At 71.2% G+C, this 12,752-nt stretch carries 14 protein-coding genes and 1 pseudogene; 2 read left to right on the top strand and 13 right to left on the bottom strand.

Annotation, left to right across the window (positions count from 1 at the left end; translation table 11 throughout):
• The 4 genes and pseudogenes from QL985_RS05670 to infC form a co-directional block, all read right to left on the bottom strand.
• Positions 1-174: pseudogene (locus QL985_RS05670) on the bottom strand (RNA methyltransferase); the annotation flags it as partial.
• An 8-nt stretch (positions 175-182) separates the two neighbouring features.
• The gene (gene rplT, locus QL985_RS05665) at positions 183-569 is read right to left on the bottom strand and encodes a 50S ribosomal protein L20 (RefSeq protein WP_039101302.1); all 387 of its coding nucleotides are present in this window, start codon (positions 567-569) and stop codon (positions 183-185) included.
• Positions 570-661: 92 nt separating this feature from the next.
• Positions 662-859 (bottom strand): 50S ribosomal protein L35, encoded by a 198-nt coding sequence (gene rpmI, locus QL985_RS05660; RefSeq protein WP_016998296.1) that lies wholly within the window; start codon positions 857-859, stop codon positions 662-664.
• 120 nt (positions 860-979) lie between these two features.
• Entirely contained in the window at positions 980-2,014 is a 1,035-nt protein-coding gene (infC, locus tag QL985_RS05655; protein ID WP_224764911.1) for a translation initiation factor IF-3, read from the bottom strand.
• A gap of 329 nt (positions 2,015-2,343) precedes the next feature.
• Here infC and QL985_RS05650 point away from each other — a divergent pair, with 329 nt between their 5' ends.
• On the top strand, positions 2,344-2,793 hold the full coding sequence (locus QL985_RS05650; protein WP_039101303.1) for a DUF1844 domain-containing protein: 450 nt from the start codon (positions 2,344-2,346) through the stop codon (positions 2,791-2,793).
• A 50-nt stretch (positions 2,794-2,843) separates the two neighbouring features.
• Here QL985_RS05650 and QL985_RS05645 read toward each other — a convergent pair whose 3' ends face one another.
• The 7 genes from QL985_RS05645 to QL985_RS05620 all read right to left on the bottom strand — a co-directional run bounded on the left by QL985_RS05645 (position 2,844) and on the right by QL985_RS05620 (position 7,908).
• Positions 2,844-3,701 (bottom strand): SseB family protein, encoded by an 858-nt coding sequence (locus QL985_RS05645; RefSeq protein WP_039101304.1) that lies wholly within the window; start codon positions 3,699-3,701, stop codon positions 2,844-2,846.
• Complete coding sequence (gene priA / locus QL985_RS05640; RefSeq protein WP_039101305.1) at positions 3,694-4,443, bottom strand: bifunctional 1-(5-phosphoribosyl)-5-((5-phosphoribosylamino)methylideneamino)imidazole-4-carboxamide isomerase/phosphoribosylanthranilate isomerase PriA; 750 nt, start codon at positions 4,441-4,443, stop codon at positions 3,694-3,696. The genes QL985_RS05645 and priA overlap by 8 nt, the downstream gene beginning before the upstream one ends.
• Before the next feature lie 204 nt (positions 4,444-4,647).
• A complete protein-coding gene (locus QL985_RS05635; RefSeq protein WP_164481643.1) occupies positions 4,648-4,809 on the bottom strand; it encodes a hypothetical protein in 162 nt (53 codons plus the stop codon).
• The gene (hisH, locus tag QL985_RS12120) at positions 4,806-5,453 is read right to left on the bottom strand and encodes an imidazole glycerol phosphate synthase subunit HisH (protein ID WP_310567639.1); all 648 of its coding nucleotides are present in this window, start codon (positions 5,451-5,453) and stop codon (positions 4,806-4,808) included. Before hisH ends, QL985_RS05635 begins: the two co-directional genes overlap by 4 nt.
• 65 nt (positions 5,454-5,518) lie before the next feature.
• On the bottom strand, positions 5,519-6,136 hold the full coding sequence (gene hisB / locus QL985_RS12115) for an imidazoleglycerol-phosphate dehydratase HisB (protein ID WP_019310916.1): 618 nt from the start codon (positions 6,134-6,136) through the stop codon (positions 5,519-5,521).
• A gap of 185 nt (positions 6,137-6,321) precedes the next feature.
• Entirely contained in the window at positions 6,322-7,425 is a 1,104-nt protein-coding gene (locus QL985_RS05625) for a histidinol-phosphate transaminase (RefSeq protein ID WP_039101307.1), read from the bottom strand.
• A gap of 45 nt (positions 7,426-7,470) precedes the next feature.
• Positions 7,471-7,908: a LysM peptidoglycan-binding domain-containing protein gene (locus QL985_RS05620; protein ID WP_039101308.1), complete on the bottom strand. Its 438-nt coding sequence runs from the start codon at positions 7,906-7,908 to the stop codon at positions 7,471-7,473.
• A gap of 279 nt (positions 7,909-8,187) precedes the next feature.
• On the opposite strand from QL985_RS05620, the gene lexA reads away from it, so the two are divergent.
• The gene (lexA, locus tag QL985_RS05615) at positions 8,188-8,946 is read left to right on the top strand and encodes a transcriptional repressor LexA (RefSeq protein WP_039101309.1); all 759 of its coding nucleotides are present in this window, start codon (positions 8,188-8,190) and stop codon (positions 8,944-8,946) included.
• A gap of 21 nt (positions 8,947-8,967) precedes the next feature.
• Here lexA and QL985_RS05610 read toward each other — a convergent pair whose 3' ends face one another.
• A complete protein-coding gene (locus QL985_RS05610) occupies positions 8,968-11,025 on the bottom strand; it encodes an ATP-dependent DNA helicase (protein ID WP_259906152.1) in 2,058 nt (685 codons plus the stop codon).
• Positions 11,022-12,683: a GTPase HflX gene (hflX, locus tag QL985_RS05605; protein WP_191550831.1), complete on the bottom strand. Its 1,662-nt coding sequence runs from the start codon at positions 12,681-12,683 to the stop codon at positions 11,022-11,024. Before hflX ends, QL985_RS05610 begins: the two co-directional genes overlap by 4 nt.
• Positions 12,684-12,752 lie beyond the last annotated feature (69 nt).

The raw sequence follows: 12,752 nt of genomic DNA, 5'->3' as shown, positions 1-12,752 counted from the left end.
GCGGGCGGCGTCGAGCGCCAGACGCACCGCCTCCCGCACGTTCTGGGGGCCCTCTGCGCGGAACAGGCCGCGCTTGGAACGCATCGAGCGCCTGGTCAACGCGGCCACGTCCCTCACCCGATCAGCACGGGGGTTGGACAGCAACCGGTCTTCCAGGCGCTCGACGAACGTCACAGCAGCACTCAGGCGGCGGTGCGGGGCGCGGAGGTGTCCTCCGGCAGGGCCTCCTTGGCCACCTGGACCAGGGCCGCGAACGCGGTCTCGTCGCTGACGGCCAGCTCGGCCAGCATGCGGCGGTCCACCTCGACCTCAGCGGCCTTCAGGCCCTGGATGAAGCGGTTGTAGGTCAGGCCGTTGGCGCGGGACGCAGCGTTGATGCGCTGGATCCACAGCCGACGGAAGTCGCCCTTCTTCTTGCGGCGGTCGTTGTACGAGTAGGTGTACGAGTGGAGCATCTGCTCCTTGGCCTTGCGGTACAGGCGCGAACGCTGACCGCGGTAGCCCGATGCCTTCTCGAGGACTTCCCGACGCTTCTTGTGGGCGTTGACTGCCCGCTTCACACGTGCCACGTGTGTACTCCTAACGATCTGGTCCCGGTGCTCACCGGAACATGACTACCCGCCGCTCTCGCGGCGAACTTCTGACTGGACGGCGAAGGGGCTTACTTGCCCAGCATCCGCTTGATGGCCTTGGCCTCACCCGGGGTGGAGACGATCTGGTCGCTCGCGAGGCGGCGGGTCAGGCGGGAGGACTTGTGCTCCAGGTAGTGGCGGCGGTTGGCCTGCTGGCGCTTGACCTTGCCCGAGCCGGTGAGCTTGAAGCGCTTCTTGGCTCCGCTGTGGGTCTTCATCTTCGGCATGGTGGCCGTCTCCTTCTTACATCGACCGGTGTGGGGCACACCGGTGGGTCGCGGCTCGGCGGCCGCGACCACGCTGGTGCCGGGCGATCGCACGCCCGACGCTGTCAATTCCTGGTGCCGCTACTTCTTGGCAGGACCCGGCTTGCCCGCTCCCGGCTTGGGCGCACCGGGCTTCGGCGCACCCGGCTTGGCCGGGGAGGCGGCGGGCTTGGCCGCAGCAGGCTTGGCCGCTGCGGGCTTGCTCGCCGGCTTGGCTGCGGACTTGGCGGGCGCGGCCTTCGGCTCGGCGGGCTCCACCGCGGGAGCGGTCGGGTCGACCGTGGTCTCCGTGGTCTCGGTGGCCGGAGCCACCGTGGCCTTGACCTCGTCCTCCGGAGCCAGCGGGGCGCTCTCCACCGTCTGGTCCTCGGCCGGTGCCGACGCCGCGTTGCGCAGCTCCTCGGGGAACGCGTCCCCGATGGACTGGGTCACCGTCTCGGGCGAGGAGGTGTCCACGCGCTGCTTGCGCTGGTTCTCGGCCTTGGAGTTCTCCCGCTGCTGCTGCTTGCGGGCCTCGGCACGGGCTTCGGCCTTGTTCTTGAGGGGGCCGATGACCATGACCATGTTGCGACCGTCCACGCGGGGGTTGGTCTCCACCGCGCCGACCTCGGCGACATCGTTCGCGAGCCGTTCGAGCAGGCGCACTCCCATCTCGGGGCGCTGCTGCTCACGACCGCGGAACTGGATCATGGCCTTGACCTTGTCCCCCGCGGAGAGGAAGCGCTTGGCGTGGCCAACCTTGGTCTCGTAGTCGTGCGTGTCGATCTTCAGACGGAAACGCACTTCCTTGAGAACCGTGTTGGCCTGGTTCTTGCGTGACTCGCGGGCCTTGACCGCGGCTTCGTACTTGTACTTGCCGAAGTCCATGAGCTTGGCGACGGGAGGCTTGGCGTTCGGGGCGACCTCGACCAGATCGAGATCCGATTCACGGGCCAGCCGCAGCGCGTCCTGGACGCGCACGATGCCGACCTGTTCGCCGCCAGGTCCGACCAGACGGACTTCCGGGACACGGATTCTGTCATTGATACGTGGATCGCTAATGCCAATCTCCTGAGTTTCGTGGGTGACCCCGTGGGCGGGACTGCCGCCACAACGACAAAACCTCCGTTGCGGCACGCGCAAACGGAGGTTGGACACCACACGGAGACCGCGAATCGGAGACACCGTCCGATGACGGTGGGACCGTTCAGGTCTGGAACCCGGACGCCTGGTGGGTCCCGGGAGATCCCGGGGTCGGCGGCGGGTGGGAGTTGCCTCCGCTTGCACACTGCCAACCATGGTAGCGCACCGCCACGCTGGCGCGCCAGTTCCCTCGGGCTCCGTCCGCTGTGGTGTGATGCTCCCCTCGCCTGGCCGGGACCGCCCCGGCCCGCAGCACCCGGGCATGCCTGCACCAGGCTGTCCTGACGTCGGCGCGCCGGTCCCGCTGTTCTACAGTGGAGATCATGTCCGAACAACTGCGCCCCGAGCGCTTCGAATTCACCGCCAACCCGTCTGCGGGCACCACGGCGCAGCCCCCCGCCGCCGGCTCCGCCGAGCTGCCCCAGGAGGCCCTCGACGAGGTCAGCCACCAGATGCGGGACATCGCCGAGGTCCCGGCCGTGGAGGTCATCACCACGGCGGCGGTCCACCTCATGAGTGCGGCGGCCGTGAAGTGCGGTCTGGCCGCGGAGGAGAACGCCGACGAGCTCAAGGACCTGGACGAGGCCCGCAAGCTCATCACGGCCCTGGCCGGGTTCGTCACCGCCGCCGCACCGGAGATCGGTTCCCAGCACGCCGGCCCGCTGCGCGACGGGCTCAAGTCCCTGCAGCTCGCGTTCCGCGAGGCGTCCCCGTTCCCGGACGCCCCCGGCGCGGGCCCCGGGGAGAAGTTCACTGGACCCGTCTACGGCTGAGCAGGATCCCCACACGCTGCGGCCCCCGACCACGTCGGGGGCCGCAGCTGTCAGGACGTCAGCCGCACCTGGACCGAGTCCACATTCTCGGCCACGATGTCCTCCGCCGCCAGGGCCTCCTGGAACGCCTGCACGGCTGCACGGACCTCGGACTCGGGAAGGCCGGCACTCAGCTGCAGCGACACCGTGAGCTCCGGTCCTTCTCCCCCGCCACGCAGCACCGCGGCGTCGGCGCGCACGGCGTGAACGCCCCGGCCCGGTTCCGCGATCGCGGAGACGATCCCGGGGATTCCCACCGCCGCGCGGGTCACGGCGTCGTCCACGGCGAAGTCCCGGTACGACGGCGTCCACTCCCTCCCCTGGGCCACGGCCCACAGCGCCGGGCGCCGCACCACGAAGGCCGGGTCCGACGCCGGATCCACCACGAGCAGCGACGAGCCGTCCTGCACCGCGGACAGCGCGGCACGGCGGATGTCCGCCGCCACCGGTCGGGCGTCCCCGTTCCACGCGCTCAGCGCCTGGGTGGAGGTGAACACCGGCAGGGCCTTGCGCCCGTCGGAGGCCTGCAGGCTCACGAGCGCCATGTCGGCCTCCTTGTCCGAGACCAGCCCGTCCTGCGTGATGTGCGAGCGCGAGATCTGGGCGACGATCGGCACGAACACGCGGATTCCGGCCAGTGCGGCCACCACGTCCTGCTCCCCGGCCCGGCCGTCCCGCCACGCGGCGAGCGCGCGGGCGGCGCTGGGGTCGGCGGTCCCGGGGTCGTCCGGGAACTGGTGGGTGTGACTCGTGCCGTCGCCCAGGTTGCGCCCTTCCCAGGCCTGGCCACCGGTGTCGGTGGGGCCGCCGGCCGAGCGCAGCTGCGCGGCGATGTGAGGGGGAAGGGGGCGGGCGGCGTCGTCAGGCAACGGGGCGCCCCGCGACGTCGAGGGCCTGCGCGAGCGTGAACTTGCCCGCGTAGAGCGCCTTGCCCACAATCGCTCCCTCCACGCCGGCGGGGACCAGCTCGCGCAGCGCGGCGATGTCCTCCAGGGAAGAGATGCCGCCCGAGGCCACCACGGGCTTGTCGGTGCGGCGCGCGACCTCCGCGAGCAGCTCGGTGTTGGGGCCCCGCAGGGTGCCGTCCTTGGTGACGTCCGTGACCACGTAGCGCGCGCAGCCGTCCGCCTCGAGCCGGTCCAGCACCTCCCAGAGGTCACCGCCGTCCCGGGTCCAGCCACGTGCCGCGAGCGTGGTGCCCCGCACGTCCAGTCCCACGGCGATGACGTCACCGTGCTCCGCGATCACGCGGTGCGTCCACTGGGGGTTCTCGAGCGCGGCCGTGCCCAGGTTGATGCGCGCGGGACGCAGGGACAGGACGCGCTCGAGCGACTCGTCGTCCCGGATGCCCCCGGACATCTCGATCTTCAGGTCGAGGTTCTCCGCCACACGGCGCAGCACCTCGATGTTGTCACCTCGGCCGAATGCGGCGTCCAGGTCCACGAGGTGCAGCCACTCGGCGCCGGCCTCCTGCCAGGCGCGCGCGGCCTCCAGTGGATCTCCGTAGCCGGTCTCGGAACCGGCCTCGCCCTGGACCAGGCGCACGGCCTGCCCGCCCTGCACGTCCACGGCGGGCAGCAGCTCGAGCCGACGGTCGGTGTTCTCTGTCATGGGTCTCCTCACGTGGGCGCCGGACGGCGCGCCGTCGAATGGTGTCCGCGCCGTGGGGCGCGGGGTGGCCGGTTCGGGAGCCTGCCCCGGTGCTTCCGCCGGCCCGGGTCTCGGATGCGGCACCCGAGGCGGCAACGGGGTCAGGCCCGGGGCGGCGCCGCGCACCGCGTCACGTGCGGTGCGCGGATCCTGGCACGGGCGTGCTCACAGACTCGTGAACCACGAGTACGCGCCGTAGCCGATCAGCGCGGCGGCGACCAGGGCGAGCAGCACGATCGACCACACGGGTTTGCGCTGCTGGGCGAACGAGATGGCGCCACCGACGAAGAAGGCGCCGGCGACGAGGACGAGGACCGAGGCGGTCATGAGGCATGCTCCGTTGCGGGGTCGGAAAGACGGTCGTCCAGCCGGCCCGTGCGAGGCAGCGTGGCCAGCCAGTTGCGCAGCAGGGCGATCCCCGCGTGCGAGGACTTCTCGGGATGGAACTGCGTGGCACTCAGCGGTCCGTTCTCCACCGCGGCCACGAACGGCGTGCCGTGCTCGGACCAGGTCACGGCGGGAGGAGCCATGACCTCGATGCTCTGGTCGAACGCCCAGCCCTGCACACCGTAGGAGTGCACGAAGTAGAAGCGCTCGTTCTCGAGGCCCCGGAAGAGCACCGAGTCCTCGGGCGGGCGCACCGTGTTCCAGCCCATGTGGGGCACCACGGGCGCGGCCAGTCGCTCCACGGTTCCGGGCCACTGCGCGAGGCCCGCGGTCTCGCGGCCGTGCTCCACGCCGCGGTCGAACATCACCTGCAGACCCACGCAGATCCCCAGCACGGGGCGGCCGCCACTCACGCGCCGGTCGATGAGCCGGGGGGCGTCCACCAACCGCAGCCCCTCCATCACCGCTTCGAACGCGCCCACGCCCGGCACCACGAGCCCGTCCGCGTCCAGGACGTCGCGCGGGTCCGCGCTGAGTCGCACGCGCGCGCCCGCGGCCTCCAGCGCGCGGACCGCCGAGCGCACGTTCCCCGCGCCGTAGTCCAGCACGACGACGCTCGGCGCGTCCTGCGCGTCCGTCACCTCGGCGCTCACAGGGCGCCCTTGGTGGACGGGATGGTGCCGGCCATCCGCGGATCCAGCTCCACGGCCTCGCGCAGTGCACGGGCCAGCGCCTTGAACTGTGCCTCCACGATGTGGTGGGGGTCCCTCCCGCGCACCACGTCCATGTGCAGGCACAGCTGCGCGTGGTGGGCCAGGGACTCCAGCACGTGACGGGTCATGGACCCCGTGAAGTGGCCACCGATCAGGTGGTACTGCTGTCCCTCGGGCTCTCCGGTGTGCACCACGTAGGGGCGGCCGGAGACGTCCACCACCGCCGAGGCGAGGGCCTCGTCCAGGGGAACAGTGGCCTGCCCGAACCTGCGGATCCCGCGCTTGTCCCCGAGCGCCTCCCGCAATGCCTCGCCCAGCACGATGGCCGTGTCCTCGACCGTGTGGTGGACGTCGATGTGGGTGTCCCCGTGCGCCGTGACGTCCAGGTCGATGAGCGAGTGCCTCGACAGGGCGGTGAGCATGTGGTCGTAGAACGGCACGCTCGTGTCGATGCGGGAGGTGCCCGTGCCGTCCAGGTCCAGGCTCACCCGCACCGTGGACTCGCTCGTGACGCGTTCCACCGTGGCGGTGCGCTGCTTCTCGGTCGCACTCATGTCTGGCACTGACTCCTCGTGGTTCGATCCGCCCGCGCGCGGCCGGTCCGGCAATGGCGGGACGCGTGGTGCGCGCGGGTCGTTCCAGTCTAGGCGGGACCGCAGTTGCTCCGCGCCCTGGCCGACGCGCCGCCCGCAGCCAGCCCCCGGCCTCCGGCCTCCGGTGAACGTGGGTCCGTCGTGACTCAGCGCGCGGACAGGTACCCCGCCACAGCGTCCAGGAACGCGGACGTCTCGGGCTCCGTGCCGGCGGTGACCCGCAGGTGCCCGGGAATCCCCACGTCCCGCACGAGCACCCCGTCGTCCAGGAGGGCCTGCCACATCGCGTGCGCGTCTCCGCCGCAGTCGAAGAACACGAAGTTCGAGTCCGACGCCGATGGCGCGAGCCCCAGACGGGTGAGTTCCCGCACGATCCGATCACGCTGGGTCTTGATGTCCTCCACGGTGGCCAGCAGCGCACCGTGGTGCTCGAGTGCCGCCAGCGCGGTGGCCTGGGTGACGGAGGACAGGTGGTAGGGCAACCGGACGAGCCGCATGGCATCCGCGATCTCCGGCGCCGCCGCGAAGTAGCCGAGGCGGGCTCCAGCCAGGGCGAAGGCCTTGCTCATGGTCCGGGACACGATGAGCCGGGGGCGGTCCTCGAGCAGGGTCAGCGCGGACGGTGTTCCCTCGCGGGCGAACTCGGCGTAGGCCTCGTCCACCACCACGACCGTGCGGTGCGTCTCTCCGGCGCGGTACACGGCATCGACCACGTCGAGCTCGAGAGCGGTCCCCGTGGGATTGTTGGGCGAGCACAGGAACACCACGCTGGGCGCGTGCTCGGCCACCTGCCGGGCCGCGGCGTCCGCCGTGAGGGAGAAGTCGGCGTCCCGCTCCCCCGCGATGAACCGTGTGCCCGTTCCCAGTGCGAGCAACGGATACATGGAGTACGTGGGAACGAAGCTGAGGAGAGAACGCCCCGGTCCCCCGAAGGCCTGGAGGATCTGCTGCAGCACCTCGTTGGAGCCGTTGCCCGCCCAGATGTTCCGCTCGTCGAGGCCGTGCCCCAGGTAGGAGGCCAGGGCCTTCCGCAGGGCGGTGAAGTCCCGGTCCGGGTACCTGTTCAGCGCCCCGGCCACGAGGTGCACACGATCCGTGATCGCGTCCACGACGGCGTCGGGAACGGGGTGGGTGTTCTCGTTGGTGTTCAGCGCGACCTCCACCTGCAGCTGCGGAGCCCCGTACGGGGACATCCCCTGCAGGTCGTCACGCATCGGGAGGGAGGCCAGAGGATCTGCGGCGGAATTCACCGGTTCATCCTATCGGGCCCGCAGGGGCCGCAGAGTCAGCAGGGCCTACCGGGCCGGAACTTCGAGGACCTGGCCGGCCGAGAGCTGGGACGAGCTGAGGCCGTTGAGCTCCGCGATGTCGTCCATGACCTCCCGCGGGTCGCGGTCGGGGTCGGCGGCCACCGCGATCTCCCACAGACTCTGCCGGGCCTGCACCGTGACGCTCTGGGTCACGGGCTCACCCACGGGGTCCGTGGAGGCGTTGACGGTGGGCGGCAGCAGGAACACCGCGGCCACCACGAGCAGCGCTGCGGCTCCGGTGACCACGGGCAGTCCGATCAGCAGCAGTCTGCCGCGGCGGGTCAAGCGCATGATCCCCGGTCCGAGATCGTGCCCTGCCCCGCCGGCGGCGTCCAGCTGACGGGCGACACCGGCTCGGATGCTGGACCGGCCGCGTACCCCGGTGGCCCGGCGAACGGGCCTCGGCATGATGAGAGCGGTCATGGCAACCTCCTGGTGTTCCGGTCGATGCCGCCCACCGGGCGGCGGTGTTCGAACCGCGGTAGCGGGTAGAACACATCTTCGAATGTCTGGTGACAGTTCTAGCACGGATGTACGAACGGTGTCGAGGTCCGTTTCGAACACATATTTGAATGCGCAGGTCACCCGGGTTAAGCTGGCCCCACACATGTGACAGTCGACCCCACGTCTCCGACACGCATAAGCGGTCCGCGGCCCGGCCCCCGGGCACGCCCTGTGCGGCACGGCGAAAGGACCCCGCTCGTGAGCACCACTTCCCCCGCTCAGCAGACACCTGGCCGACCCGTTCGAACACTCTCGGACCGTCAGGCGAGGATCCTGGGCGCCGTGCAGCGCTCGATCGCCACGCGGGGGTACCCTCCGTCCATGCGGGAGATCGGGGACATCGTGGGGCTCGCGTCCCTGTCGAGCGTCACGCACCAGCTCGGTCAGCTGGAGAAGTGGGGGTACCTCCGCCGTGACCCCCGACGCCCCCGGGCCATGGAGGTGCTGCGACCGCTCAGCCAGCAGGAGCTGGACCACCACCTGGGCACGGAGGATCCCCAGGAGGGTGGAGCCTCCGGCGGTGCCACGGTCTCGCCCCTCACGCCCACCCTGGGCTCGGTACCCGCCGCGGACGAGGACGACGCCATGGTGCCCGTCCCCCTGGTGGGCCGCATTGCCGCGGGCGGCCCCATCACCGCCGAGCAGTCCGTCGAGGAGGTCTACTCGCTGCCGCGGCAGTTCGTGGGCCACGGCCAGCTGTTCATGCTCAAGGTCGCCGGGGACTCGATGATCGACGCCGCCATCTGCGACGGCGACTGGGTGGTCGTGCGCCAGCAGAACTCCGCGGAGAACGGGGACGTCGTGGCCGCCCTGCTGGACGATGAGGCCACGGTGAAGACCTTCCGGCAGCGCGACGGCCACACCTGGCTCCTGCCGCAGAACACCCGCTACGAACCCATCCTGGGCGACCACGCCACCGTAATGGGCAAGGTCGTCTCCGTTCTGCGCTCCCTGTAACCGCGGCGCGGGGCCCTCACCTCACTGCCGGCCCAGCCGCTGCAGCGCCCCCAGCACGGTGGACTTGTCCGTGGTGGGCCACAGCGGGGGCAGCGACCGGGCAAGGAAGGACCCGTAGCGGGCCGTCGCAAGGCGGGAGTCCAGAACCGCCACCACACCCTTGTCCCCGCTCGCACGGATCAGCCGTCCCGCGCCCTGGGCAAGCCGAACAGCCGCGTGCGAGGCGGACACCGTCATGAAGCCGTTGCCCCCGGCGCGCTCGGCGGCACGGGTGCGGGCGGTGCCCAGCGGATCGTCGGGGCGGGGGAACGGGATCCTGTCGATCACCACCAGCCGGCAGGACTGTCCCGGGACGTCCACCCCCTGCCACAGGCTCATGGTGCCGAACAGACTGGCCGCGGGATCGTCCGTGAACTCCTTGACGAGTGAGGGCAACGAGGCGTCCCCCTGGCACAGGATGGGCAGCTCGGTCCGCTCCCGCAACGCCTCTGCGGCGTCCTCCGCCGCGCGCCGTGAGGAGAACAGCCCGAGCGCTCCGCCTCCGGACGCCTCCAGCAGCTCGAGCAGCTCGCCCAGCTGCTCCTCCGAGACGCCCCTCCCGGGCTTGGGAAGGTGCTTGGCCACGTAGAGGATCCCCTGGCGGCGGTAGTCGAAGGGGCTTCCCACGTCCACGCCCCGCCAGAGCGGCGCCCCCGGGCCCTGCAGGCCGAGGGACCCTGCGACCGACGAGAAGCACGACCCCACGGCCAGTGTCGCGGAGGTGAGCACCACCGTGCGGCCGTCGAAGAGGCCCTCGCGCAGGGGCCCCGCCACGCTCAGGGGCGCAATGTTGAGCGTGGCAGGCTCTCCCGCCGAGGTGCCCACGTACCCCTCCGTGGGGCTCCACCGGCCCACGCGCGAAACCCACAGGACGTCGTGCGCGGTGTCCGCCCCGAGCATGCGCTCGGAGGTGTCCAGAAGCTCCGAGAGCCGCGAGCGCGCGGCGTGCCGTCCGGCGTCCTCTCCCTTGGACTCGCCCTTGGTGTCGCTGAGTCCCGTGCGGGCGGCGTCCTGGATCCCCCGCACCGCGTAGACCTGCTCCTCGGTGAATCCCCGGGGCAGCAGACCTGAGTCCTCGTCGTCGAACGCCTTGTCGAAGGCCTGCGCGGCTCGTTCCAGCGCATCGCTGGAGGCCGCCGTGTGCTTGCGGACGGCGGTGCTCGCCGCGCGCACTGCCGCCGCTGACAACGATGCCGTGACCGCGCCGGTGACCCGGTCGCGCAGCTCGTGCGCCTCGTCCACGATGACGACGTCGTGCTCCGGGAGCACCGCGAGACCCTCGAAGGCGTTGATCGCGAGGAGAGCGTGGTTGGTGATGACGATGTCCGCCTCACCCGCCTGAGCGCGGGCACGTTCCGCGAAGCACTGCTCCACGAGCGGGCACTTGCGGCCCAGGCACTCCTTGGCCGTCACGGAAACCTGGCGCCACGCGGCGTCCGAGACCCCCGGCTGGATGTCGTCCCGGTCCCCGCTCTCGGTGGTCTCGACCCACTCGCGCAGGCGGAGAACCTGCTGCGCCAGCCCTCCGAGAGGGCGGTCCGTTCCCACGCCGCCGGAGCCTCCGACCGGAGCGCTGAACAGAGCGGCGTCATCGTCCTCGGGGTACCCGCCCTCCACCTTGTGCAGGCACGCGTAGTTGGAGCGCCCCTTGAGCAGGGCCACGTCCGGGCGGTCGTCGAGCTCGTCCTCCAGCGCGTCGAGCAGGCGCGGCACGTCGCGGCCGGTGATCTGCGACTGCAGAGCCAGGGTGGCCGTGGCCACCACCACCGGCTTGTCCGAGGTCCTGGCGTGGACCAGCGCGGGAACCAGATAGGCGAGCGACTTGCCCGTGCCCGTGCCCGCCTGCACCAGCAGGTGGCGGCGTGTCTGCAGGGCCTCGGCCACCTTGGCCGCCATGAAGCGCTGACCGTCCCGCCGCTGCCCCCCGAGGGCGGTGACGGCGGCGTCGAGCAGCTCGAGGGCGTCCGCGCCACCGGGGAGGGACTCCGGGCGGACCTCCGAGACGTCCTTGCCGGTCTCGTCGATGAACGGTGCGCTCATGCGCCCTGCGAGTCCTGCGCCTGCTCCCGCCCCTGGGCCTCGTCCCCGGCAGGGGTGTGGGGGGCACTGAGGTAGCGCTCGAGGTCGTCCACCAGGTCTTCGCGCACCCGCACGTGCAGGCGTGTGCCCTCGGGGGTGTGCTCGGTGCTGAGGATCTCCGCGTCCTGGGCGTGGAGCCGTGACACCACTTCCCCGTGGGTGTACGGGACCAGGAGGTCCAGCTCGTGGTCGGGCCGTGGGATGGCACCGGAGATCAGCCGCTGCAGCTCCTCGATGCCCTCTCCCGTGCGCGCCGAGACCGCCACGGAGGGACTCTCGTGGTTGCGCAGCCGGGCGAGCACCACGGGATCCGCGATGTCCGCCTTGTTCAGGGCCACGATCTCGGGGATGTCGTTGGCCCCCACGTCCGTGAGAACGTCCCGCACGGCCTTGAGCTGACCCTCCGGATCCGGGTGGGAGGCGTCGACCACGTGCACGATGACGTCCGCGTCCGCGACCTCCTCGAGCGTGGAGCGGAACGCCTCGACGAGCTGCGTGGGAAGGGACCGCACGAAGCCCACGGTGTCCGCCAGGGTGTAGCCGATGCCGTCCGGGGTCTGCGCCTTGCGCACCGTGGGGTCCAGGGTGGCGAACAGGGCGTTCTCCACGAGCACACCGGCGTCCGTGAGCCGGTTCAGCAGGGAGGACTTCCCGGCGTTGGTATAGCCCGCGATCGCCACGGAGGGCACCGAGTTGCGCTTGCGGTTCAGCCGCTTGGTCTCCCGGGCGGGCTTCATGGCCGCGATCTCCCGGCGCAGCTTGGCCATCCGCTGACGGATGCGACGGCGGTCCAGCTCGATCTTGGTCTCACCGGGTCCACGGCTGCCGATGCCCTCGCCCGACGCCGCCCGGCCGCCGGCCTGGCGGGACAGGGACTCGCCCCAGCCGCGCAGTCGCGGGAGCATGTACTCCAGCTGGGCGAGCTCCACCTGGGCCTTGCCCTCCTTGGACTTCGCGTGCTGCGCGAAGATGTCCAGGATCAGACCGGTGCGGTCGATGACCTTGACCTTGACCACGTCCTCGAGCGCGCGCCGCTGGGAGGGGGCGAGCTCGGCGTCCACGATGACCGTGTCCGCACCGGTGGCGGCCACCACGTCCTTGAGCTCAAGGGCCTTGCCGGAGCCCAGGTACGTGCCCGGATCCGGGTTCACGCGCCGCTGCAGCATGCCGTCCATGACCTCGGAGCCCGCGGTCTCGGCGAGCGCGGCGAGTTCCCGCAGGGAGTTCTCCGCGTCCGCGAGTGTGCCGCTGGAGTACAGACCGGCGAGCACCACTCGCTCCAGGCGCAGCTGCCGGTACTCGACCTCGGTGACGTCCTCGAGCTCGGTGGACAGTCCGGCCACGCGCCGCAGCGCGTGGCGCTCGGCGAGGTCCTGCTGGTCCCCGTCGGAGGGGACGTAGGTGTCCTCCTCGTCCACGAGCTCCCGGGCCCGTCCGAGACGCTCGTGGCCCGCGCGGGGCGCGGCGGCGTCGTCGTCCTGAGTGACGGTGGGCTCGTTGCGGGACCGGGCGCGCGCCAGGACGCGCGAGACCACGTCCTCGAGTTCCGAGGCGGACAGTTCGCCGGAACGCTCGGAGGGTTCCGAGGCGTGGTTCCGGGGCGGAAGAGAGTCAGTCATGGTTCCTTGATCTGTGCTGGTGACGGGTTGGCCCAGTCTAGCGCCGGGCGGCGACACGACTCCGTGGGC

This window comes from Kocuria sp. APC 4018, assembly GCF_030407675.1.
Lineage (GTDB): Bacteria > Actinomycetota > Actinomycetes > Actinomycetales > Micrococcaceae > Kocuria > Kocuria rhizophila.
Note: the sequence above shows the minus strand (reverse complement) of the source record. Positions and strands in the feature narration are given on the sequence as shown.

Bases quoted from the DNA above. Each gene is read 5' to 3' on its own strand.
- QL985_RS05650 (WP_039101303.1), top strand. From the start codon at position 2,344: ATGTCCGAACAACTGCGCCCCGAGCGCTTCGAATTCACCGCCAACCCG.
- QL985_RS05635 (WP_164481643.1), bottom strand. From the start codon at position 4,809: ATGACCGCCTCGGTCCTCGTCCTCGTCGCCGGCGCCTTCTTCGTCGGT.
- rpmI (WP_016998296.1), bottom strand. From the start codon at position 859: ATGCCGAAGATGAAGACCCACAGCGGAGCCAAGAAGCGCTTCAAGCTC.
- hflX (WP_191550831.1), bottom strand. From the start codon at position 12,683: ATGACTGACTCTCTTCCGCCCCGGAACCACGCCTCGGAACCCTCCGAG.
- priA (WP_039101305.1), bottom strand. From the start codon at position 4,443: ATGACAGAGAACACCGACCGTCGGCTCGAGCTGCTGCCCGCCGTGGAC.
- QL985_RS05620 (WP_039101308.1), bottom strand. From the start codon at position 7,908: ATGACCGCTCTCATCATGCCGAGGCCCGTTCGCCGGGCCACCGGGGTA.
- QL985_RS05610 (WP_259906152.1), bottom strand. From the start codon at position 11,025: ATGAGCGCACCGTTCATCGACGAGACCGGCAAGGACGTCTCGGAGGTC.
- hisB (WP_019310916.1), bottom strand. From the start codon at position 6,136: ATGAGTGCGACCGAGAAGCAGCGCACCGCCACGGTGGAACGCGTCACG.